This window comes from Methylophilus methylotrophus DSM 46235 = ATCC 53528 (genome assembly GCF_000378225.1).
Taxonomy (GTDB): domain Bacteria; phylum Pseudomonadota; class Gammaproteobacteria; order Burkholderiales; family Methylophilaceae; genus Methylophilus; species Methylophilus methylotrophus.
Window position 1 is genome coordinate 1,245,930 of record NZ_KB905141.1, and the last position, 22,053, is coordinate 1,267,982.

Sequence of the window (22,053 nt, forward strand, 5' to 3'; positions counted from 1 at the left end):
ATTCATGACTAACCCGGCTTTTGTTTTTGATCATTGGGCAGCGGCACATCAACAGCATGTGGAGCAGGTACTTGCACGAATCGTACCAGACGAGCAAGCATTGCCGGAACGTTTGCACCAGGCGATGCGCTACGCGGTCCTAGGCGGTGGAAAGCGTGTTCGGGCATTACTGACTTATGCAGGGGCAGAGCTGGCAGGGACATCAAGGATGGCGGCTGACGCAAGCGCTGCCGCGGTAGAGTTGATTCATGCTTTTTCATTAGTGCATGATGATATGCCCTGTATGGATGATGACGATTTACGACGTGGTAAGCCAAGCTGTCACAAGCAGTATGATGATGCCACAGCACTTTTGGTCGGGGACGCACTGCAAAGCTTGGCTTTTGAATGCATTGCCGAAACACAGGCACCACAAGCGCTCAAACAAGTGCAAGTGCTGGCTCAGGCAACCGGCTCAAGGGGTATGTGCGGCGGACAAAGCATTGACTTGCAAAGTACGGGCAAGCGGCTCTCACGTCGCGAACTTGAAACTATGCATCAGTATAAAACCGGGGCACTGATACGGGCCGCTACACTACTTGGTGCTTACGCAGCACCTCAAACGCCTCCAGCATTGATACATGCTCTAGAGCATTACAGCCAGCATATGGGCTTGGCGTTTCAAGTGGTTGATGACATCCTGGATGCGACGGCAGATACGCAAACGCTGGGAAAAACCGCGGGCAAAGATGCGTTACAGGAAAAGTCGACTTACGTTAGCCTGCTCGGTTTAGAGGAAGCCAAAGTACTGGTGAACACCTTGTACGAGCAAACCATGCAATTGCTGTCCGGCTTTAACTGCAAAGCCGACCCACTGAGAGGCATTGCCAAATTCATTTGTGAGCGCCCATTCTAATCATGACATCGCTGCTGTCCCGTATACATTCGCCCACAGATTTACGCAAACTTGAGCGCGCTCAACTCAAAGTGCTGGCAGCTGAGTTACGCGCTTTCTTGATTCACAGTGTGTCACAAACTGGTGGGCATTTATCTTCCAACCTGGGAGTGGTGGAGCTCACCATTGCCTTACACTACATTTACAACACGCCGGATGACCGTTTGGTGTGGGATGTCGGCCATCAAACCTATCCGCATAAAATCCTGACTGGCCGCCGTGAAGCCATGGCTAATTTGCGTAAAGCAGGCGGCATTGCCGGATTCCCCAAACGTGATGAAAGTGAATTTGATACTTTTGGCACGGGCCACTCGAGCACGTCGATTTCCGCAGCGTTAGGCATGGCAGTCGCAGCCAAAGCACAAGGTTCTCACCGCCGCAGTGTTGCCATCATTGGTGATGGGGCAATGACAGCGGGCATGGCATTCGAGGCATTGAATAATGCGGGTGATATGGATACCAACATTTTGGTCATCCTCAATGACAACGACATGAGCATCTCCAACAATGTGGGCGCGCTCAATAATTACCTGGCGCGCCTGATGTCTGGCAAGCTGTATGACAGCGTGCGCCGCAGTGGTAAAAAAGTGCTGGATATCATTCCACCAGTGAAAGAGTTTGCCCGCCGCGCCGAAGAACATGCCAAGGGCATGGTCACGCCAGGCACGCTGTTCGAAGAGTTCGGGTTTAATTACATCGGCCCGATTGATGGGCATGACATTGATACGCTGGTAGATACCTTGAGCAATATCCGCCAGTTGCAAGGCCCGCAATTCCTGCATGTGGTCACGCAGAAAGGCAAAGGCTACAGCCCGGCAGAAGATAACCCGAATAAGTACCATGGTGTCAGCAAGTTTGACCCGCAAAATGGCCACAGCCTGAGCCATAGTGAGCGCCCGACATACACACAGATTTTTGGTGACTGGCTGGTAGATATGGCCGCGGCGGATGAGAAACTGGTAGGGATCACCCCTGCCATGTGTGATGGCTCCGGCCTCAACCGTTTTGCCGAGGCCTATCCGCAACGTTATTTTGACGTTGGCATTGCCGAACAACACGCATTGACCTTTGCCGCGGGCATGGCCTGTGATGGTCTCAAGCCTGTCGTGGCCATTTACTCCACCTTTTTGCAACGCGCTTATGACCAGTTGATTCATGATATTGCCTTGCAGAAGCTGGATGTGTTGCTGGCGGTAGACCGTGCAGGGCTGGTTGGCGCAGATGGTCCTACCCATGCCGGTAGTTTTGACCTGAGCTTTATGCGTTGCATCCCCAACATTGTGATCATGGCGCCTAGCGACGAAAATGAATGTCGCCAGATGCTGACCACGGGCTATCACTATCCAGGCACTGCAGCTGTGCGCTACCCACGTGGAAGCGGCATCGGTGCCGCTGTTACCCCAACGCTGGAGACCCTGGAAATCGGCAAAGCCGAACTCAAGCGCCAAGGTAAAAAAGTGGCGATATTAACCTTTGGCAGCATGCTGCAACCAGCACTACAAGCGGCAGAATCCGTGGACGCGACGGTAGTGAATATGCGTTTCATCAAACCGCTTGATGAGTCCATGGTACTGGAAATGGCACGCACGCATGACTACCTACTCACAGTAGAAGAAAATGCCATTATGGGTGGCGCAGGGTCCGCAGTGATGGAGTGCCTGCAAGCGCACTGCATTACTAAACCGTTGCGTTGCTTAGGGTTACCAGATCAATTTATCGAACATGGCAACCATGAAACTATGCTGGCTGAATGCGGTCTAGATAGAGCTGGCATTTGCACAGCTATTGAGAAATTAATTTCCGAGTAGTAAACTCAACTATTAATCAACAGGCGGGCACTCCCGCTATGGAACACCTGATGAACCAACCCGTTATTCCTACGATGATTGAAGACGTACAAAATACACCTGATGTGCGCCAATTGGACATTAATAAAGTAGGCATCAAGTCTATTCGTCATCCAGTCATCGTGAAAGACAAAACCGGCGGTGAACAACATACCGTGGCGGTATTTGATATGTATGTGCATTTACCGCACAACTTCAAAGGGACGCATATGTCGCGCTTTGTTGAGATTCTCAACATGAACGAGCACGCCATCTCGATTGATTCTTTTGAAACCATTTTGCGCCAAATGGTGGAGCGCCTGGAAGCCGAATCCGGCTACATCGAAATGCGCTTTCCTTACTTCATTAACAAGGCCGCGCCTGTTTCTGGTGTGAAAAGTCTGCTCGACTACGAAGTCACTTTTATTGGTGAAATCAAGAACGGTCAGTTCGAGATTACCGTTAAAGTAATGGTGCCAGTGACCAGTTTGTGCCCATGTAGCAAAAAGATTTCAGATTACGGCGCTCACAACCAGCGCTCCCATGTCACTGTGACAGCCCTGCTCAATGAGTTTATGTGGCTGGAAGACCTGGTTACGCTGATTGAGGAACAGGCTTCTTGCCAGCTGTATGGACTGCTAAAACGCCCGGATGAGAAGTATGTGACAGAACGCGCCTATGACAATCCAAAATTTGTGGAAGACATGGTGCGCGACGTCGCTGCACAATTGAACGCTGAAAAGCGCATCGTCAAATATGTGGTTGAGTCAGAGAACTTCGAGTCTATTCATAACCACAGCGCATACGCTTTGATTGAGCGCGATAAGCGCGTCAACTAATCAAGTCGTATCTCAAAAACAGCCCTTTCACGGGCTGTTTTTATTTCTACAGTATCTCGTCGCTAATGACTAAACATGCCCTTGCGGGCGTAGGGCTGCGATAAATGTAATCCTAAAGTGACAATAATGGCACCCAGCAGCGGAAATAAAGCCGCTAAAGTAAAAGTCATTTGTCCGCCCAGATACTGCAAGGCAAAGCCGCCTAGTAGTCCGCCTAAGGCACCACCCACACCATACGCGACACTGTTATAAATAGCCTGCCCCTTGGCTTGATGCCGACCATTAAAGTATTGCGTGACTACCTCGACCGAAGCGGCATGGAAGCTGCCAAACGTGAACGCATGCATGGTCTGCGCCAGCAACAGCAGCACTAACTGGTCTGGCACCAGGCCCATCATGGCAAAACGGACAACCCCTATCATCAGGCTGGCCAGTAAAATGGTTTTCAGTTTAAAGCGTGCCATGATCCATGGCATCTTCACGAAAATGCCAATCTCGCAAATCACGCCCAGCGACCACAGCCAGCCTATCATGCCTTTGCTATACCCATGCTCTGCCAGATAAATCGAGTAGAAGTTGTACATGAGGCCATGCGCCGTCACCATCATGGCGCAACCGATAAGAAGTGACATCACTGTAGGTTGTTTAAGAATTTGCCAGATTGAAAAATCGTCATGGGCATGCGGCGGCACATGGGCTTCCGGCAGCTTCCAGGTCAGTGCAAACAAGGTACATTGCACCAGCAGGATAAACCAGAGCAGGCTGCCAATGCCAAACCAGTCGGTCAAATAACCCAACAGCACCGAAGCCACGATAAAGCCCCATGAACCCCATAACCGGATTTTGCTGTAATGGCCATTAGTGCTTGCCAGATGCGCCAGCACCAAGGATTCAGACAAAGGCAGGGTTGAACTGGTAAACAAACTTAGAGCCACCATCACGATAAACATGGTGGTGAAATCATGCGCCCAGAAAATGGCTATGAACCCCAGTAGCCCCAAAAAGGCGGTCATGCGTATCCAGCGCACGCGCTGCCGTGTATGGTCCGCCAACCAGCCCCAAAGGTTAGGCGCGATAATGCGGCTCAACTGGAACAGTGACATCAGGATGCCAATATCGGCCGGGGAAAAAGATTCTGCCGTCAGGTATAGCCCCCAGTAAGGGACAAACGCACCGACAAAGAAATAGTAAATAAAATAGAAACGCGAGAGGTTAAAGTGTAAGGCGTGACTCATGACATACTCGCGTTTGGATGGATATTGCTCAGGCCCCTGGCTCGAGCGGAGGTAACCTTACAATTTTGGAACGCTGGTATGCACGTCTGCATTCTGACCACGGTGGCGCAGGGCATGATCCATCAACACCAGTGCCAGCATTGCTTCTACGATCGGTGTCGCACGTATGCCTACGCATGGATCATGACGGCCTGTGGTTTGCATCATGACCGCATCACCGGCCTGATTGATGGAGTGGCGCTGTTGCGGGATGCTCGAAGTGGGCTTGAACGCGACATTGACCACAATATCTTGACCGGTGGAGATGCCGCCCAGCACACCACCAGCGTGATTGGTGGCGAAGCCCTCTGGCGTAAGTTCATCACTGTGGACACTGCCACGCTGTGCGACTGAATCAAACCCCGCACCGATTTCAACGCCTTTGACGGCGTTGATGCCCATCATGGCATGGGCAATATCGGCATCCAGCCGGTCAAATACAGGTTCTCCAAGGCCTACAGGGACTTTTTCAGCGACCACAGTAATTTGCGCGCCCACTGAGTCACGCTCACTACGGATCTGGTCCATATAGGCTTCCAGTTGCGGCAGGATTTCGACATTGGGTGAGAAGAAAGCATTGCCCTCTTGTGACACTGCCTCCCAGCTCACGAATGGGATCTCGATCTCACCAATCTGGCTGAGATAACCACGAATCTGGATGCCGTATTTTTCCTTGAGCCACTTCTTGGCGATGGCACCTGCGGCCACGCGTACTGCGGTTTCACGTGCGCTGGAACGGCCACCGCCACGATAATCACGGATACCGTATTTCTGGCTGTAGGTATAGTCAGCATGTCCAGGACGGAAAGTATCCATGATCTTGCTGTAATCCTGCGAGCGCTGATCGGTGTTGCGGATCAGCAAGCCTATCGGGGTACCGGTAGTTTTACCCTCAAATACCCCAGAGAGGATTTCAACCTCATCGGCTTCATTACGTTGTGTCACATGACGAGAAGTTCCCGGTTTACGGCGGTCAAGATCCACTTGCAAATCGGCTGCACTAAGCTCGAGTCCTGGAGGGCACCCATCCACAATACCGCCAATGCCAGGGCCATGTGACTCCCCAAATGAAGTCAAGGTAAACAAGGTGCCGATGGTATTGCCAGACATGCGATTTTCCTACTGAATAATTTTCTTTATTTTAGCATAGACTGCCGCCACACCCGCCGCAGGTTGATTTCCAGGCCGTGAACGCTTATGCTGGGCCAGCAATAGGCACTGGTAATTTGATTTGGAATAACGATGGCTAAACGCAGACACCGCAAACATAAACTTCTAGGCACCAACAGCCCGACACTGGCAGAAACACCTAAAGGCACACCGTTACCAAACGCCTGTATCCATAAAATTTGCTATAACGCACAAGATATCCTGTCACAACAACTCACCATGCAGGATATCGAGCATTGGCAACCACCTGCTGGCCACGTGGCCTGGATCAATGTCCATGGCGTACTCGACATTCCGGTCCTGCAAGCGGTCGCCCGGCGCTTCAAGCTGCATCCACTGGTGCTGGATGATATTTTAAATACTGAGCAACGCCCCAAACTGGATACCTACACCGATTACCTGTTTCTGGAAACCCGTTTGTTTTACTATGAGGCAGGCAGTATGAGTGTCAGCTCAGAACAAATCAGCATGGCTTTAGGACGTGAGTGGCTGCTTACTTTCCAGGAAAGACCTTCTGGCAGCTTCGAGCCTGTGCGGGAGCGGCTACGCCAGGGCCAGGCCTTATTGCGTCAAAGCGGTTCAGATTATTTATGCTACGCCTTGCTGGACAGCCTGATGGAACGTTACTTCCAGGTACTGGAAGCGATCAACGACGATGCCGAACAGCTCGAAAATCACCTGCTAGATCGCCCCAGTCCGGAAGACCTGCAGAACATCCACCGCCTGAAACATGTGACCATACAGTTACGCCGTGCTGTGTGGCCTTTGCGTGAAGTGCTCAATAGCCTGATCCGCAATGAACACGGTTTTTTCAGCCCGCAAACCTTGCCCTACCTGCGCGACTTGTATGACCACACCGTGCATTTCACGGAATCGCTGGAAGCCATCCGGGACACCTTGAGTGGCCTGATGGATATTTACATGACCAGCCTCAGCCAGCGCGTGAATCTGGAAGTACGCGCACTCACTGTTGTCGCCATGCTGTTTATGCCGGCGACACTGATTGCGGGTATTTTTGGGATGAACTTTGAACAGATGCCGTGGTTAAAAGACCCTCAAGGTTTTTGGTGGGCGATATTGATAATGCTGCTGATTGCCCTGGCGATGTTACTGGTGTTCTGGCGGCGGCAATGGCTGAGTAGCAGACGTGAAACCTAGGGCCTGTTAACACTATTTCAATTGTCGATGTTGCCTCTGTCATCAGTGCTATCAAGGCGTGAGAAGCGCAGTTTGGTGATTCCCAACAAGCGCCGAACAACGCGGAGAGCGCTGATGACAGGTAACCCTGCGGGCTGAAGTCATTGATTCGCTTCGCTAAGTTGTCTATCGCTTACGTAGCCAGTTACGCCAAATCTATTTCTGCGACTCTTTCCGCCTTGCGTAAGAATAAATGCTCTCCAGCAGCGGCAACTGAAATAGCGTTAACAGGCCCCTAGCTATCAGGCTGCAATTGATTGGGCATGGGGTAGCTGCTTCATCACATCCTGCAACTCAAAATATAGCGCCATGTAATCCTGTGCGGCATCGCTTTCAACATCGTATTCGAACACGTGTTGTCCCATACGCGTACTGTCCGCCAAGGCATTATGCTCGAGGATTTTGCTGATCAGCACTTCACTTCCAAACAAGCGGCGCATTTCCTGCTCTACCTCGACAGTCATGGGCTTGCTTTTATCCGCTCGCGTCAGTAAATAACGGCGCTGTATTTTTCGTTTTAACACGGGTTGCAGGGCATTAAGGGCCTTATCCATCTTGACCGCAGAGTGGATAGACAAATAATCGGTGGCGACAGGTACCAGAACAAGATCACTGGCAAACACGGCACTCAGGGAGATCACGCCTACAAAAGGACAACAATCCATGACGACATCCAGTGCTGGGTGCCCTTGCGCAAGTTCTGCCAAGCCCTTGCCCAGCCGATTCAGTGTCGTCGGCCCGCGTCCAAATTGTGAGTCTACTTTCATTAGCTCAGGGCTTGCCGGAATAATCTGCAAGCCATTGCGCAATGGTTGAATCAGATTGGCAAGCGGTGTTTCATCCTGATAAAACTTGAGTAAATGTTGCTGCACATCCAGCCCGGTATGTTTGTACACCTCAGTCAGCCTGGCTTGTGGGTCCATATCCAGCACCAACAGCTGACGCCGCTTGCGCTGGCAAGCCGCGGCCAGATTGAGTGCAGTTGTCGTTGCTCCGACACCTGCTTTCTGATTAAAAATGGCAATCTTCAACATCATCAAATGAACACAGTCGCTGTTTTTACATGAAATACCACAAGCGTTGCATGCATCATAAACGATGTTGTCGGCAGAGACCACCCCAGCGATCGTAGAGATCTGGAAAAGGGGACGGTAGAAAAAAAGAAACCCGCTAATGCGGGTTAAAAGGGGGTTTGGATCAGGAGGAAATCAATGCTAGTGTTGAAAATCAACTAAACCTAGCCATCAAACGAAACATTTTGTGTTTCGTTTAAAGATGGGTTTAGTATAGGGAGGAGTTATTGCAGTAATTTGACCAAGCTGTAACTGAATTGTAAAAGTCAAAATTCAATTGTTATCAAATTGTAACTTTAATAAAAACAACAGCTTGCAGAGATCGTTTTAAGTAAATCGATAAAAAGGAAACTGCCAATAGTTTAGCAGATTTAACTCTGCCTCACTATCGGCCGCAATTGCATGTAGACTAGCTAAAAAAATCGCGGGCTTTATCTACCCAGCTTTTATTCTTGGGGCTATGTTTTCCCGCATCTGCCTGAGTACTACTTTCAAACTCACGCAACAGTTCTTTCTGCTTTTCTGTCAGGCGCACTGGCGTTTCAACGACCACATGCACCATCAAATCACCATATTCGCTGGAGCGTAAGGGCTTGATACCCTTGCCGCGCAAACGGAATACACTGCCTGTTTGCGTTTCAGCCGGTATCTTCATCTTGGCTGCACCATCCAGCGTCGGCACTTCAATTTCGCCGCCTAAGGCCGCGGTACTAAAGCTGATAGGCATTTCACAATGCAGGTTTGCACCTTCGCGCTGGAAAATCGGGTGTTCCTTGAGATGCACCACCACATACAAATCACCCGTTGGGCCGCCATTGACGCCAGCTTCACCCTCACCGCTGAGGCGGATACGATCCCCCTCGTCGACACCCGCTGGAATCTTCACATTCAGCGTTTTATTCTGTTTGACGCGACCACCGCCATGGCAAGTTGGGCAAGGCTCTTTCACCATTTTGCCGGTGCCATGACATTTGGGACAGGTTTGCTGTACAGAGAAAAAACCCTGTTGCATACGTACCTGGCCGTGACCGTTACAGGTGGTACAAGTCACAGGGGATGTCCCTGGACGCGCGCCTGAACCGTGACAGGTTTCACAAGTGGTCTGTACCGGAATACGGATTTTGGTCTCAGTCCCTTTGGCCGCATCTTCCAGCGAAATTTCCAGGTTGTAACGTAAATCCGCACCACGGTACACATTCGAGCGCTGGTTGCGCGCACCACCGAAAATATCCCCAAAAATATCGCCAAACGCGTCACTGAAGTTGCCAGAATTGAATCCGCCAAATCCACCGCCACCGCCCATGCTGGGGTCTACGCCGGCATGGCCATATTGGTCATAAGCAGCGCGCTTCTGCTCGTCACTCAATATCTCATAAGCCTCTTTGGCTTCCTTAAAGCTTTCTTCGGCTTTGGGGTTATCCGGGTTGCGGTCCGGGTGAAACTTCATGGCCAGTTTTTTAAAGGCTTTTTTAATTTCCTCTTCGCTGGCGTCGCGGTTTACACCTAACACTTCGTAATAATCTTTTTTTGCAGCTGCCATAGTTTTTCCGTTTAATGCGCTTGCGCCATAAAGACAAACACACTCGCAGTCAGCGTAGTGTGTTTGCCGGCATGATTGAAAAAAGGGCGAGCATTTCTACCCGCCGTTTTCAAGCTTAGTTTTTCTTCACTTCTTCAAACTCGGCATCCACCACATCGCCTTCCACTGTTTTTTCAGTTTCAGCTTGTGCACTCTCGGTATTGGCCTGTGCCTGTTGCTCGGCATAGACCTTTTCACCCAGTTTTTGTGAAGCTTCCATCAAAGCATTGGTCTTGGCTTCAATCACTTCTTTATCGTCGCCGTCTTTAGCTACCGCTTCCAGGTCTTTAATTGCGTCTTCAATCTTGGCTTTTTCATCGGCCTCAATCTTGTCGCCATGCTCAGCCAACGATTTTTTCACGCTGTGCAACACGCTGTCCGCCTGGTTACGGGCGTCGACCAGTTCACGCAGTTTTTTGTCTTCGTCAGCATATTTAGCCGCATCTTCTTCCATGCGCTGAATTTCTTCTTCAGACAAGCCGGAGTTAGCTTTGATGGTGATCTTGTTTTCTTTGCCAGTGGCCTTGTCTTTGGCAGACACATGCAAAATACCGTTGGCATCGATATCAAAAGTCACTTCAATTTGCGGCATGCCACGCGGTGCAGGTGGAATGTCGCTGAGGTTAAACTGGCCCAGGCTCTTGTTGCCGGAAGCCATTTCGCGTTCACCTTGCAACACATGGATAGTCACCGCATTCTGGTTGTCTTCAGCTGTCGAGAACACTTGTGATGCCTTGGTAGGAATCGTGGTGTTTTTCTTGATCAGCTTGGTCATCACGCTACCCAGGGTTTCAATACCCAGGGACAATGGTGTCACGTCCAGCAGCAACACGTCTTTCACGTCGCCTTTCAGTACGCCGCCCTGGATCGCAGCACCTACGGCCACGGCTTCATCCGGGTTCACATCTTTACGTGGTTCCTTGCCAAAAATCTCTTTCACTTTTTCTTGCACTTTAGGCATCCGGCTCTGACCGCCCACCAAAATCACGTCAGAAATATCTGAAGGAGACACGCCTGCATCTTTCAATGCCGTTTTACATGGGCTGATGGTTCGCTCAATCAGGTCTTCCACCAATGACTCCAGCTTGGCACGAGTGATTTTCACCACCAAGTGCTTAGGACCGGTCGCATCAGCCGTGATGTACGGCAGGTTCACTTCAGTCTGCTGTGCACCAGACAATTCGATCTTGGCTTTTTCGGCCGCCTCTTTCAGACGCTGTTTTGCCAGCAAGTCGTTACGCAAGTCCAAGCCGTTTTCTTTCTTGAATTCGTCAGCCAAAAAGTCGATGATGCGGTTATCAAAGTCTTCACCACCGAGGAATGTGTCACCATTGGTAGACAACACTTCGAACTGGTGCTCGCCGTCGATTTCAGTAATTTCAATAATCGAAATATCGAAAGTGCCGCCACCCAGGTCATATACCGCAATCTTGCGGTCACCTTCCTGTTTGTCCAAACCAAATGCCAGTGCCGCTGCCGTTGGCTCGTTGATGATACGTTTTACTTCCAGACCAGCGATACGGCCTGCATCTTTAGTTGCCTGACGCTGGCTATCGTTAAAGTAAGCGGGCACGGTAATCACGGCCTCGGTCACTTCTTCGCCCAGGTAGTCTTCAGCAGTTTTCTTCATTTTGCGCAACACTTCGGCAGAAATTTGTGGTGGCGCCTGTTTTTTGCCACGCACTTCTACCCATGCGTCACCATTGTCAGCCTTGGCAATGGTGTAAGGCATGAGGTCGATGTCTTTTTGCACTTCTTTTTCGTCAAAGCGACGGCCAATCAAACGCTTCACCGCAAACAGGGTATTTTTGGGGTTAGTCACTGCCTGACGTTTTGCTGGTGCACCCACCAGAATTTCGCCGTCTTCCTGGTAAGCAATAATAGAAGGCGTGGTACGCGCGCCTTCAGCGTTCTCAATCACACGTGGCTTGCCACCTTCCATCACGGCGACGCATGAGTTTGTCGTTCCCAAATCAATACCGATAATCTTTGCCATCTTTATGTTTTCCTTAAAATTCGTTAATCAGAACATCAATGATGTAATAATTGGGACGCCTGAAAAGATTTCAAGCCCCTATTTAAAATGTGGTTGATTTACTTGGCCTGAATCACAGTCACTAACGCCGGACGCAATACGCGTTCATTCAAACTGTAGCCTTTTTGCAATACACTTAACACGGTATTCGGCTCACCTTCAGCAGGCACCATGCTGATCGCCTGATGTTTGTTAGGGTCAAACTTTTCGCCTACGGGATTGATTTCAGCAATATTGAATTTTTCAAATACGCTGAGTAATTGTTTGGCTGTCAATTCCACGCCACTTTTATAGCTATCAACCTCAGCACTTTCTACCGCCAATGCGGCATCCAGGCTATCTTTCACTGCCAGCAACTCACCGCTGAATTTTTCCAGCGCAAATTTACGGGCTTTATCAATATCATCCAGCGTGCGACGGCGGATATTTTCACCTTCGGCTTTAACATATAAGACTTGTGCCTTGGCTTCTTCCAGTGCTGCTTCCAGCTCGGCAATGCGCGTTGCCTGATTGTCTTCTACATGGATTTCTGGTGCAGCGTCATTCACTGCAGACTCAGTTGCGTTCACCTCGGCAGGTGTATTTGGTTCTTGCATGGGACTCCCCTTCTTGTTCAACACTGTTCTGGCTGAGAGGTGACCAACACTTTCCTCTCAATATCTTCCCAATGTTGGGGATGCCCCTACTGATTTCAAGGGTTAAACGTGAATTTTGTGATTTTAAATGTGCGCGACTGGCAAGGTCATGGCGGTCAGATGATCAATCACGGCATTGACGGTGGGCAATTGCCCCTTACCACCGAGGTTGATGGCAGGCGCCTTGCGGCCACCTGCTACACCGGTAAACGCTGGTTCGGTGTCGGTATACAGGGCAACGACTGGAATATCCAGCGCAGCAGCCAGGTGTGAAAGACCGGTATCCACGCCCACTGCAAATTGCGCCTGTGGCATTTGACCGGCCAACTGTTGCAGGCTGAGTTTAGGCAGCACCATTGCTTGCGGTACTTCGGCGGCTATTCGTTTTGCCCGTGCTTGCTCACTGGCACTCGCCCACGGTAACCACATCTGCAACCCTTGCGCTGCATAATGCTGCCCTAAATCGACCCAGTGATCTTCCGGCCATAACTTGCTGTCACGACTGGTGGCATGCAATGCCAGGAAAACGGGCTTTTTAGTATGATGCTCATCCGTAGAAAGACCATACGCAGGGTTGTCATCAGGGACAGCATAATCTAATGCGAGTGCTGCCAGTGTACGCATGCGGATCACTGCATGCTGACGGTAAGGAATGTCAAATGTATGCTGGTAGAACCGGCTGGCCAGGGGTTCACGGATGGAATGTTTGTCGTAGCCATAGCGTGGGCCATGCGCCCAGGTAGACATCACGGCGCTTTTGACCAGGCCCTGTACATCAAGCACCAAATCATAAGGCTGTGCAGCCACCGTCTGTTTGACAGCGGAAATTTCACGCCAGGTCTGGCAATGCCACCACTGTTTGCGCCAGCGGCGCACCGCTACCGTAAACACCTGTTGCACACGCGGATGCAGGCGCGGAATATCGGCAAAACTTTCCTCTACCAGCCAGTCAATCTGTGCGTCTGGAAAGTGCTGGAGGATATCTTCAACCACGGGCAAAGCGTGGATCACATCACCCATGGAGGTTGTTTTGACAATCAGGATGCGTTTCATGGCCGCTATTTTCGCATACAATGCCATCGCATGAAGTTTGCGTTTCTCATTTTCAAATACTTTCCCTATGGCGGGGTGCAGCGCGATATGCTGCGTATCGCAAAAGACTGTGTCGCGCTGGGGCATGAGGTGACGATATTCACCGGGGAGTGGCAAGGCCTGCAACCTGCGGATATCAAAGTAAAGTTATGTGACAGTAGCGGCTGGCGTAACCATACCAAGCATGCCAGCCTGATCAGTACCATGCAGCAGGCCGTGCAGGCAGAACCATTTGATCTGGTAGTGGGTTTTAACCGCATGCAGCCTATCGATGTGTATTTCGCTGCCGATTCCTGCTTTATCGCCAAAGCGCATGAAGAACGCCCATGGTGGTACAGGCTCACCAGCCGTTATCGCTGGTTCCAGCAAGCGGAAGAAGCTATTTTTTCGCCTGCCAGCAACACACACATCCTCACGCTCACCCCACAGGAACAGCAGACTTTCCAGCATTGGTACCAGACACCCGATGATCGCTTCCATCTGATTCCGCCAATCTTGGATCCACAGCGCTTCCAGGCATTTGAGCGCGCACAAAGAATGCAATGGTTGGCGGAAACATTTGGCATTTTGCCTGAGCAGATTGCTTTATTGCTGGTGGGCTCCGGTTTCAAAACCAAAGGCGCAGACCGTGCAGTGACTGCCATTGCCGCTTTACCTGAAAGCGTCAAACACAAGGTACGTATGCTGATTATCGGCCAGGACAACCCGCGCTGGCTGCAAAAACATATTGAGGCACAAGGTTTAAGCAATCAGGTGCAGGTACTGGGCGGCCGCGATGACATTCCGCAACTGATGCAAGCCTGCGATTGGCTGGTGCACCCGGCCAGGCGCGAGCTGGCCGGTCATGTATTACTCGAAGCCATGGCCAGCGGTTTACCCGTCATCACGACAGAAGTATGCGGTTATGCGCCGCATATCGCCAAAGCCGGCGCCGGCATCCTCATTCCCGGCCCGTTCAGCCAGGAGACGCTTAATCGGGAACTCGCGACGGCTTTAGCGACGGAAAGGGAACGATTCAGCCAGGCGGGACTCAGTTATGCTGCGCAACTCATGCGCGACAACCCGGGAAAGGCAGAAGCCCGGACACTGATCCAGTTAGCTTCAGGAAACAGATTGCAACCACTTTCACATCGGCCAGAAAAGCCCTCACACGACAGCACACTTTGGCTGTCGCCAGGCCACGCACAGGCATTGCAGGGGTATTCTTTTGAAGACTTTATGTCGCTGCAGGGATATACCGTACGCGCTGCGGCCAACCGCAGAACCATGCGTATCGCCATCGCCGGGCAATCCTATTTTATCAAGCAGCACGAAGCCACTGGCTGGCGTGAGATCACCAAAAACTGGCTGAGTTTCAAACGCCCTATCATCGGTGCGATGACGGAAGTGCGGGCTATCCAGGCGCTGGAAAAAATTGGGATCGCCACCACCCCCATCGCGGCTTACGGCATACAAGGTCAATGTGCCGCCAGTCAGCGCTCCTTCCTGCTGACTGAAGACCTGGGGGACATTCATTCGCTGGAGGATATTTGCAAAAGCTGGCAGACACAACCGGCCTCTATAGAAACCCGCCAGGCCATGCTAATCGCAGTCGCGAAACTGGCGAAGAAATTCCATGCTGCGGGCATGTGTCACCGTGACTTTTACCTTTGCCATATCGCGTTACAGAAATCTGCGCCCTTAACAGCAGAGACCGCATTTTATTTACTCGATCTGCACCGAGTACTGCAAGGCGTTTCACCCCATGGCACAGCCGTGCGCAAGGATATCGCCGGATTGATTTTCTCTTGCATGGATTTCGGCTTTACGCGGCAAGACTGGCAGATATTCAAGGCCCATTACTTGCCACAAAGTGAAGATTTCTGGCGACAGGCATTCCACCGTGCAGATCGCCTGCATGCCAAATTTCATAGCCCTAAACAGCAGAATAAGTACAGGCAACAGCGCGATGCGACGGATTTGTAGGTTTATATTGACTGATGGGGGTTTCTTTAGCGCCACCGCTAACGTGGATCACTGTGCAGGACGGCCCGGCGTGAACGGCATATTGCGCAACTGCTCAGCCGCGGCTTTGCTGGCTTCGCTGCGTTTCAGGGCATAGGCCTTGGCTTGCTCCAACAAAGCCGCAGAAGGAAGCTTGGGGTCATCCGCTAAGTTTGATAACTTCTCAAAACTCTCTTCGTAAGGCGTGGCGACCTCAGTATCAATTTGTGTCGCCATGTCATCAAAACTCAGGCTGCCCTCACGCCCCTCCAGCATAATCTGCCGCCATTTTTGCTGGGCCTTCTGGTCCACCTGGTTGAGTTTTTGCACTTGTTTCTGTATCGCCACTTCTTCTTGCCAGCGATATTTGGGGGTTGGTAAATGAGTGAGTAGTACAAACAATGCGACGACCCAGGCTGCACCGGCCGACCACTGCGTGATACTTAATTGCCTGCCCGGCAAGATGCTGGAGGGCAAGAGAAGTGTCGCCATCACAATCCCTGTCGCAAATCCACCGATATGGGCAGAATTATCAATGCCGGGAATGATATATCCCATCACAATGGTGAGCGCAGAAAACAGCAGCGCGCCCCAAAACAGCCAGCGAAATTCCTGTGCCTGCATCTGTCGCCTGGCGAACCAGACGTAAACCAATAGCGCGCCATAAATGCCAAAAATAGCACCCGATGCACCGCCAGACACGGCGTCGTTGCCCTGTATAACCAATGACAAGAGGTTGCCGCCTACGCCACTGATCAAGTAGATCACAAGAAAACGCGCTGCACCAAACATACCCTCGACCAGTTTGCCCCCATCCCATAAGGCCAGCATATTCATGCCCAGGTGCAAGGCGCCAAAATGCAGGAACATGGCAGATACCAGCCGCCACCATTGCCCATCTGCCGTGGCCGGGGCAAAATTGGCACCCCAGGTCAATTGAACCGTATTCGGCGAATGCCAGAAACCGGCTCCGCCAAACAACATCACGACAAACACTAGCACATTCAATGCGATCAGGCTTTTGGTGACGGGAGGCACCGAGGCGCGCAACGCTATGCGGGTAAGTAGCGAAGATTCCATTTAAGGCGAGGATTCCTGAAAAGGGACTTGCAACAAGGGAGGTTGTTGCAGGCTTTGTATCAAGGTCTGCAAGTTTTCTTCTGGCATAGACATCTGCGGATCGATACTGTTCGCCACCCAGCCGCAAAAATCAATACCGCGCTGCTTCAATACTTGCACCGTGAGTAAGGCATGATTGATACAGCCCAAACGCATGCCGACGACCATCAGCGCAGGAATATCCAGTGCCTGGATCAGGTCAGCCATGGTTTGGCTGCTGTTCAGCGGTACCAGCAAGCCGCCAGCCCCTTCGACAATGACCACATCGGCTAGGGTGGTTAGTTGCGTATAAGCCTCCTGAATAATATTCAGGTCAATGGCGACGCCTGCTTGTGCTGCGGCGATATGCGGTGCAATCGCTGGCTCAAAACAGTAGGGGTTAATCAACTCTGGCGGCGCCTTCACATTGGAAGCCGCGGTGAGCTGGCGAACATCTTCATTTTGCCAGCGACCATCTAACCATTCACAGCCGGAAGCGACCGGCTTCATGCCAATGACAGTGAGGCCTTGTGCGATCAGTTGTTGCATCAGGCGTACGGTGACCGTGGTTTTACCCACGCCAGTATCGGTCCCGGTCACAAAAAAATGACGTGGCATGGGGCGCATGACTTACCTTTGTTTATCTTTACGCGGCACAAACTGTACCGGGCTGATGCCTGGGGCGGTATAGGGCTGGCTGCCGGTCCAGGCATGCACAAACACCACTTCATAAGTCGCTGGCAACTTACCGTCGCGCCTGAAGACCTCATAGCCCTGACGCAAATTTTGTAAAAAGCGCTTTCCACTCAAGCCTTTGGCCCGCCCGACTGTGGCATTGTGCGCACCAATCGCTTTGAGATCACGCATTACAGATTCAACCGTGTCGTATGTGAGCGTGTAATGCATGACATCCAGCACAGGTGCGCTAAAGCCCGCACGCGTTAGGGCATCGCCAATATCGTGCATATCAATAAACCGACTGACATGTGTATGATCATTGCCAGACGCGGCACGCAACTCTTTCAACGTATCCGGCCCCAGCGTGGCAAACATGAGCAACCCCTCAGGCTTGAGCACGCGCCTGAACTCCCGCAATACGGCATCCATGTCATTACACCATTGCACCGCCAGGTTAGACCACACCATATCCACACTGGCAGTGGCGATGGGCATAGCCTCGATATCGGCACAGACAAAACGCGGTGAGGCTTGCCAGAAACGGTACCAGGGGAACAGCGCTTTACTACGAGACAACATGCCTTCGGCGATATCAAGGGCAATCCCCTGGGCTTTCTTGAACCGCTTAAGCAAGGCACTGAGGCCATGGCCGGTCCCGCAACCAGCATCCAGGATCACACCAGGTTCAAGCTTGACGACATCGAGGCGGCTGAGCATTTCTTCACGTACCTGCCGTTGCAAAATGGCCGCTGCATCATAGTGTTTGGCGGCACGATGAAACGACTGCCGCATACGCGACTTGTCGATCTGGTAAACATCCTGCATTTAACTCTCCGCCGACCGAAGGGCTGACTCATCAGCCATAAAGGCTTCAACAGTCTCGCAGAAGGCATCGGCATGTGACAGGAAGGGTGCATGTGCGGCACCCGCAATCACACGCAAACGCGCCCTCATCAAATGCATGGCCAGCCAGTGTGCAGCCGAGACCGGGGCCAGTGTATCCCGGTCACCGTGTATGATAAGTGTCGGCTGGAACAAACGGCCAACTTCTTCGCGCAAGTCTGTCTGTAGCAGGATATCCAGTGCCTGGTTGAGGCTATCCTGCGTAGGCGTAGGTTTGGCGCCAAAGGCGATGCGTAATTGACGTACCGTGCTACGCGCATCCCTGGCGTGCATGCACTGCAAGGTCAGGAAATTAAGCAAGGTAGCATTAAAATCTTTGGCAAAACGCTCATTGAACTGCTCGAAATGACGAGCTTCTATCCCATGCGTCCAATCCGGCTTGCTGACAAAGCAGGGGTTAGTACCAACCAGAATCAATTTTTCTACGCGATCTGGCTGATTGAGCGCAATTTGCTGCGCGACCAAGCCACCGAGAGACCAGCCAAGGATGCTGGATACACCGGGAATTTCCTCCGCCACCGCTTCAGCCAGGCTATGCAAATGATATGGATAGACCGGGCGGCTTTGACCCATGCCAGGCAAATCTACCAGGAACAGACGATAATTAGCGGACAGACGTTTGGTGATGCGCTCCCAGACGGCACTGTTCATTCCCCAACCATGCAACAAGACCAGGGGTTTGCCTTGACCCATCATTTCGATAAAGCAACTCATGCCTGTGCTCCGGCAGGAATATCGCTCTCAGCCGCATGTAAAGCACTGATCAAGGCACGCACATCCTCAGCACGATGGGCTGCTGATAATGAAATACGTAATCGTGAGGTATTAACCGGCACAGTCGGCGGACGAATGGCCGGGACCAGGATGCCTCGCGCCTGAAGATACTGGCTCAATGCCAAGGCTTCATGGTTATCGCCCACAATCAGCGGCTGGACCGCGGTTTCAGACGGCAACAAATGCCAGCGTGTGAGTGACAGCTCACTTTTCAGCAACGCAATCATGTCGAACAATTGCTTTCTGCGTGCATCACCGTATTCAATTTCCTTTAAAGAGGCCAAGAGTGCCGCAGACAAGGGAGGAGGTGCTGGCGTCGTATAAATATAACTGTTGGCATGCTGTATCAGGTAGTCAATCACCACTTGCTCACCGGCAACAAAAGCACCAGCAACCCCGGCGGCCTTGCCCAGCGTCCCCATCATGATCAATCGGGGTGATTGCAGGCCCAGATGTCTGAGGGAGCCGCGGCCCTGCGGCCCAAGCACACCCAAACCATGGGCATCATCTACATACAAATAGGCATCGTAGCGCTCACAGAGTTCCAGGTATGCGCCCAGCGGCGCAAGATCACCATCCATACTGAAAACCGCATCTGCAGCAACCAGCTTGTGCCGTGCAGTGCTCGCTTGCAGCAGCTTTTCTAGTGCCGCGACATCGTTATGCGGAAAGCGATGATGGGTAGCACGCGACAGGAAAGCCCCGTCATTGAGGCAGGCATGGTTCAGCTTGTCTGAAAACACGGCATCATCACGCCCCATCAAGGCACTGATCACACCGATGTTGGCCATATAGCCGGTAGAAAACAACAACGCGGCGGGCTTGCCAACAAAGGCTGCCAAGGCTTGTTCGAGTTGGTCGTGATAACGGTGATGGCCGGTAATCAGGTTAGAAGCACCACTGCCAACACCCGCCTCGGCTGCAGCTTGTTGCAAGGCAGCCACTAGTGCGGGGTCGTTCGCAAGCCCGAGGTAATCATTGCTGCAAAAAGACAGAAATGGCTGCCCATTAGCGGTGATATGTTCTGCCTGCGGCGAGTCAAGAAGCCGCCGCTGGCGCATCAAGCCCAGGGTTTGCCGCTTTTCAAGGTCGGCCCGTAAAGACTCCAACAAATCGCTCATTAAATCTTCTTCAAGCCCAGTTTGCCAAACAAGGCGTTATCCGCTTCAACCTCAGGGTTCCCTGTAGTCAACAATTTCTCACCGTAGAAAATACTGTTGGCACCGGCGTGGAAGCACAAAGTTTGCACGGCCTCGCCCATGCTCTGGCGACCAGCAGACAAACGCACAAAGCTGGTCGGCATGGTAATACGCGCAATGGCGATGGTACGCACAAATTCCAGTGGATCTAAAGCCTCTGTACCATGCAAGGGTGTGCCCTCTACTTGTGTCAGCAGGTTAATTGGCACGCTCTCTGGTGGCTGTTCCATGTTGGCTAATTGTGCAATCAGGCCTGCGCGCTGTGCACGGCTTTCGCCCATACCGATAATGCCACCGCAGCAGACATTGATATCTACGCTACGCACACGGTCCAACGTATCCAGCCTGTCCTGGTAGGTGCGCGTCGTGATGACATCTCCATAAAATTCTGGCGCAGTGTCGAGGTTATGGTTGTAATAATCCAGCCCGGCTTCTTTCAGTTGTTCTGCCTGCCCATCCTTGAGCATGCCCAAGGTGGCACAGGTTTGCAGACCCATGGCTTTGACTTCAGAAATCATCTTGAGCACAGGTTCCAGGTCACGCTGTTTGGGGCCACGCCATGCAGCCCCCATACAGAAACGGCTGGCGCCGCTTTCCTTGGCTGCTTTGGCCGCTGCCAGGACTTCGTCCAGCTGCATTAGCGGCTCATTCTCGACATCAGTGTGATAACGCGCCGCTTGCGGGCAGTAACCGCAATCTTCGGAGCAGCCACCTGTTTTAATCGATAGCAAGGTGCTGACTTGCACGGCATTAGGGTCAAAGTGTTCACGATGCACCGTTTGCGCCCTGTGTAATAAGTCATTGAATGGCAATTCAAACAGTGCCATGATGTCTTCTACACGCCAGCGCTCAACCGTGGGAAGGCAGCTAACCGATGGTTTCAGGCCATCCAGATTAATGACTGAAGTTTGCATTTCGCTGCCACAGCCGGCAGCAGAAGTTTGTTGTTCCATAATGACCACGCAAGAAAAATAGATGAATATTCCGGGCGAATTATATGTTGTTTAAAAACTTACGTGAAAAATTTTTACAATAGATTAAAAATTAGTCAAACCACCCCAATGCGCAAATTGCAGTCTTGGCTGGAATCCACTTTGCCATGTGCACTTTGTCATGCGCCGGCAGATCACAGGAGAGATTCCATCCTGTGTTCCCATTGCGTGGCACTGTTACCCTGGTATGACTCGCCTCGTTGCCCGCAATGCGCGCTTCCTAATGCCTCAGGTGCATTATGTGGTATCTGTTTGCAACATGCGCCTGCTTTTGATCATACCTGGACGGCCTTCCGATACGCGTACCCATTAGACCGCTTACTGCATCAGTTCAAATACCATCAGCAACTTTCTTTGGGGCATTTATTGGCAAATAGGCTGTTTGACCGGTTGCCGACACTGCCAGCCTTGGCACAACCAGACGTCATGATTGCCATGCCCATGCACCCCAACCGGGTCAAGGAACGCGGATTCAATCACGCACTGGAACTGGCAAAGCAGGCTCATCACCACTGGCAGGTCACATTAGAGATGGAAGGTTGTACAAGAATCGTGGATACGCCAGCCCAGGCTGGCATGGACATGAAAACCAGGACACGCAGCCTGCGTAGTGCGTTTGCCACGAATGCGCAATGGCATGGCAAGCATGTCATGGTGGTGGATGATGTGATGACCACAGGCGCCAGCATGCATGCCGTCGCCAAGGTTTTAAAACGCGCAGGGGCAACACGTGTAACGGCACTGGTGCTGGCGCGCACGCTGAAAAGTTAAT

Annotated in this window: 19 protein-coding genes and 1 pseudogene; 7 read left to right on the forward strand and 13 right to left on the reverse strand. The window is 51.7% G+C overall.

Annotated features, from left to right (window positions below):
• The first annotated feature begins 4 nt into the window (after window positions 1-4).
• From F463_RS0106090 to folE2, 3 genes are read left to right on the forward strand one after another with little or no spacing between them, the layout of a single operon-like run.
• Complete coding sequence (locus F463_RS0106090; protein WP_018986174.1) at window positions 5-895, forward strand: polyprenyl synthetase family protein; 891 nt, start codon at window positions 5-7, stop codon at window positions 893-895.
• 2 nt (window positions 896-897) lie between these two features.
• Complete coding sequence (dxs, locus tag F463_RS0106095; protein WP_018986175.1) at window positions 898-2,742, forward strand: 1-deoxy-D-xylulose-5-phosphate synthase; 1,845 nt, start codon at window positions 898-900, stop codon at window positions 2,740-2,742.
• Window positions 2,743-2,792: 50 nt separating this feature from the next.
• Window positions 2,793-3,599 (forward strand): GTP cyclohydrolase FolE2, encoded by an 807-nt coding sequence (gene folE2 / locus F463_RS0106100; RefSeq protein ID WP_026295359.1) that lies wholly within the window; start codon window positions 2,793-2,795, stop codon window positions 3,597-3,599.
• Window positions 3,600-3,661: 62 nt separating this feature from the next.
• Here the strand turns inward: folE2 and F463_RS0106105 are convergent, their stop codons facing one another.
• A complete protein-coding gene (locus F463_RS0106105; RefSeq protein ID WP_018986177.1) occupies window positions 3,662-4,834 on the reverse strand; it encodes an MFS transporter in 1,173 nt (390 codons plus the stop codon).
• Window positions 4,835-4,891: 57 nt separating this feature from the next.
• Window positions 4,892-5,983, reverse strand: coding sequence for a chorismate synthase (gene aroC, locus F463_RS0106110; RefSeq protein WP_018986178.1), 1,092 nt, complete (start codon window positions 5,981-5,983; stop codon window positions 4,892-4,894).
• Window positions 5,984-6,115: 132 nt separating this feature from the next.
• Between aroC and corA the strand changes: the two genes are divergently transcribed.
• Window positions 6,116-7,201: a magnesium/cobalt transporter CorA gene (corA, locus tag F463_RS0106115; RefSeq protein ID WP_018986179.1), complete on the forward strand. Its 1,086-nt coding sequence runs from the start codon at window positions 6,116-6,118 to the stop codon at window positions 7,199-7,201.
• 281 nt (window positions 7,202-7,482) lie between these two features.
• On the opposite strand, the gene F463_RS0106120 is transcribed toward corA, so the two are convergent.
• The 5 genes from F463_RS0106120 to waaC all read right to left on the reverse strand — a co-directional run bounded on the left by F463_RS0106120 (window position 7,483) and on the right by waaC (window position 13,642).
• Window positions 7,483-8,277: a ParA family protein gene (locus tag F463_RS0106120; RefSeq protein WP_018986180.1), complete on the reverse strand. Its 795-nt coding sequence runs from the start codon at window positions 8,275-8,277 to the stop codon at window positions 7,483-7,485.
• Between the two features lie 445 nt (window positions 8,278-8,722).
• Window positions 8,723-9,853, reverse strand: a complete 1,131-nt coding sequence (dnaJ, locus tag F463_RS0106125) for a molecular chaperone DnaJ (protein ID WP_018986181.1) — start codon at window positions 9,851-9,853, stop codon at window positions 8,723-8,725.
• Between the two features lie 115 nt (window positions 9,854-9,968).
• Window positions 9,969-11,888 carry a molecular chaperone DnaK gene (gene dnaK / locus F463_RS0106135; RefSeq protein ID WP_018986183.1) on the reverse strand — a complete coding sequence of 640 codons (1,920 nt, stop codon included), beginning with the start codon at window positions 11,886-11,888 and terminating at the stop codon, window positions 9,969-9,971.
• Between the two features lie 98 nt (window positions 11,889-11,986).
• Entirely contained in the window at window positions 11,987-12,523 is a 537-nt protein-coding gene (gene grpE, locus F463_RS0106140; protein ID WP_018986184.1) for a nucleotide exchange factor GrpE, read from the reverse strand.
• Between the two features lie 123 nt (window positions 12,524-12,646).
• Window positions 12,647-13,642 carry a lipopolysaccharide heptosyltransferase I gene (gene waaC, locus F463_RS0106145; protein ID WP_018986185.1) on the reverse strand — a complete coding sequence of 332 codons (996 nt, stop codon included), beginning with the start codon at window positions 13,640-13,642 and terminating at the stop codon, window positions 12,647-12,649.
• A 3-nt stretch (window positions 13,643-13,645) separates the two neighbouring features.
• Here waaC and rfaP point away from each other — a divergent pair, with 3 nt between their 5' ends.
• On the forward strand, window positions 13,646-15,619 hold the full coding sequence (gene rfaP / locus F463_RS0106150) for a lipopolysaccharide core heptose(I) kinase RfaP (protein ID WP_018986186.1): 1,974 nt from the start codon (window positions 13,646-13,648) through the stop codon (window positions 15,617-15,619).
• Between the two features lie 48 nt (window positions 15,620-15,667).
• Here the strand turns inward: rfaP and F463_RS0106155 are convergent, their stop codons facing one another.
• Genes F463_RS0106155 through bioB form a run of 6 tightly spaced genes read right to left on the reverse strand, consistent with a single transcriptional unit; the run spans window position 15,668 to window position 21,242 of the window.
• Entirely contained in the window at window positions 15,668-16,717 is a 1,050-nt protein-coding gene (locus F463_RS0106155) for a rhomboid family intramembrane serine protease (RefSeq protein ID WP_018986187.1), read from the reverse strand.
• A complete protein-coding gene (gene bioD / locus F463_RS0106160) occupies window positions 16,718-17,353 on the reverse strand; it encodes a dethiobiotin synthase (protein ID WP_018986188.1) in 636 nt (211 codons plus the stop codon).
• Between the two features lie 12 nt (window positions 17,354-17,365).
• Window positions 17,366-18,238: a malonyl-ACP O-methyltransferase BioC gene (gene bioC, locus F463_RS0106165; RefSeq protein WP_018986189.1), complete on the reverse strand. Its 873-nt coding sequence runs from the start codon at window positions 18,236-18,238 to the stop codon at window positions 17,366-17,368.
• Window positions 18,239-19,030 (reverse strand): pimeloyl-ACP methyl ester esterase BioH, encoded by a 792-nt coding sequence (gene bioH, locus F463_RS0106170; RefSeq protein ID WP_018986190.1) that lies wholly within the window; start codon window positions 19,028-19,030, stop codon window positions 18,239-18,241.
• Window positions 19,027-20,211 carry an 8-amino-7-oxononanoate synthase gene (bioF, locus tag F463_RS0106175; RefSeq protein ID WP_018986191.1) on the reverse strand — a complete coding sequence of 395 codons (1,185 nt, stop codon included), beginning with the start codon at window positions 20,209-20,211 and terminating at the stop codon, window positions 19,027-19,029. The genes bioH and bioF overlap by 4 nt, the downstream gene beginning before the upstream one ends.
• Window positions 20,211-21,242: a biotin synthase BioB gene (bioB, locus tag F463_RS0106180; protein ID WP_018986192.1), complete on the reverse strand. Its 1,032-nt coding sequence runs from the start codon at window positions 21,240-21,242 to the stop codon at window positions 20,211-20,213. Before bioB ends, bioF begins: the two co-directional genes overlap by 1 nt.
• Window positions 21,243-21,350: 108 nt before the next feature.
• On the opposite strand from bioB, the pseudogene F463_RS15125 reads away from it, so the two are divergent.
• Together F463_RS15125 and F463_RS15130 are read left to right on the forward strand one after the other, a co-directional pair.
• Window positions 21,351-21,524 (forward strand): annotated as a pseudogene (locus tag F463_RS15125) (double zinc ribbon domain-containing protein); the annotation flags it as partial.
• A 123-nt stretch (window positions 21,525-21,647) separates the two neighbouring features.
• Window positions 21,648-22,052: a ComF family protein gene (locus F463_RS15130; protein WP_245545148.1), complete on the forward strand. Its 405-nt coding sequence runs from the start codon at window positions 21,648-21,650 to the stop codon at window positions 22,050-22,052.
• The last annotated feature ends 1 nt before the right edge of the window (window position 22,053 follow it).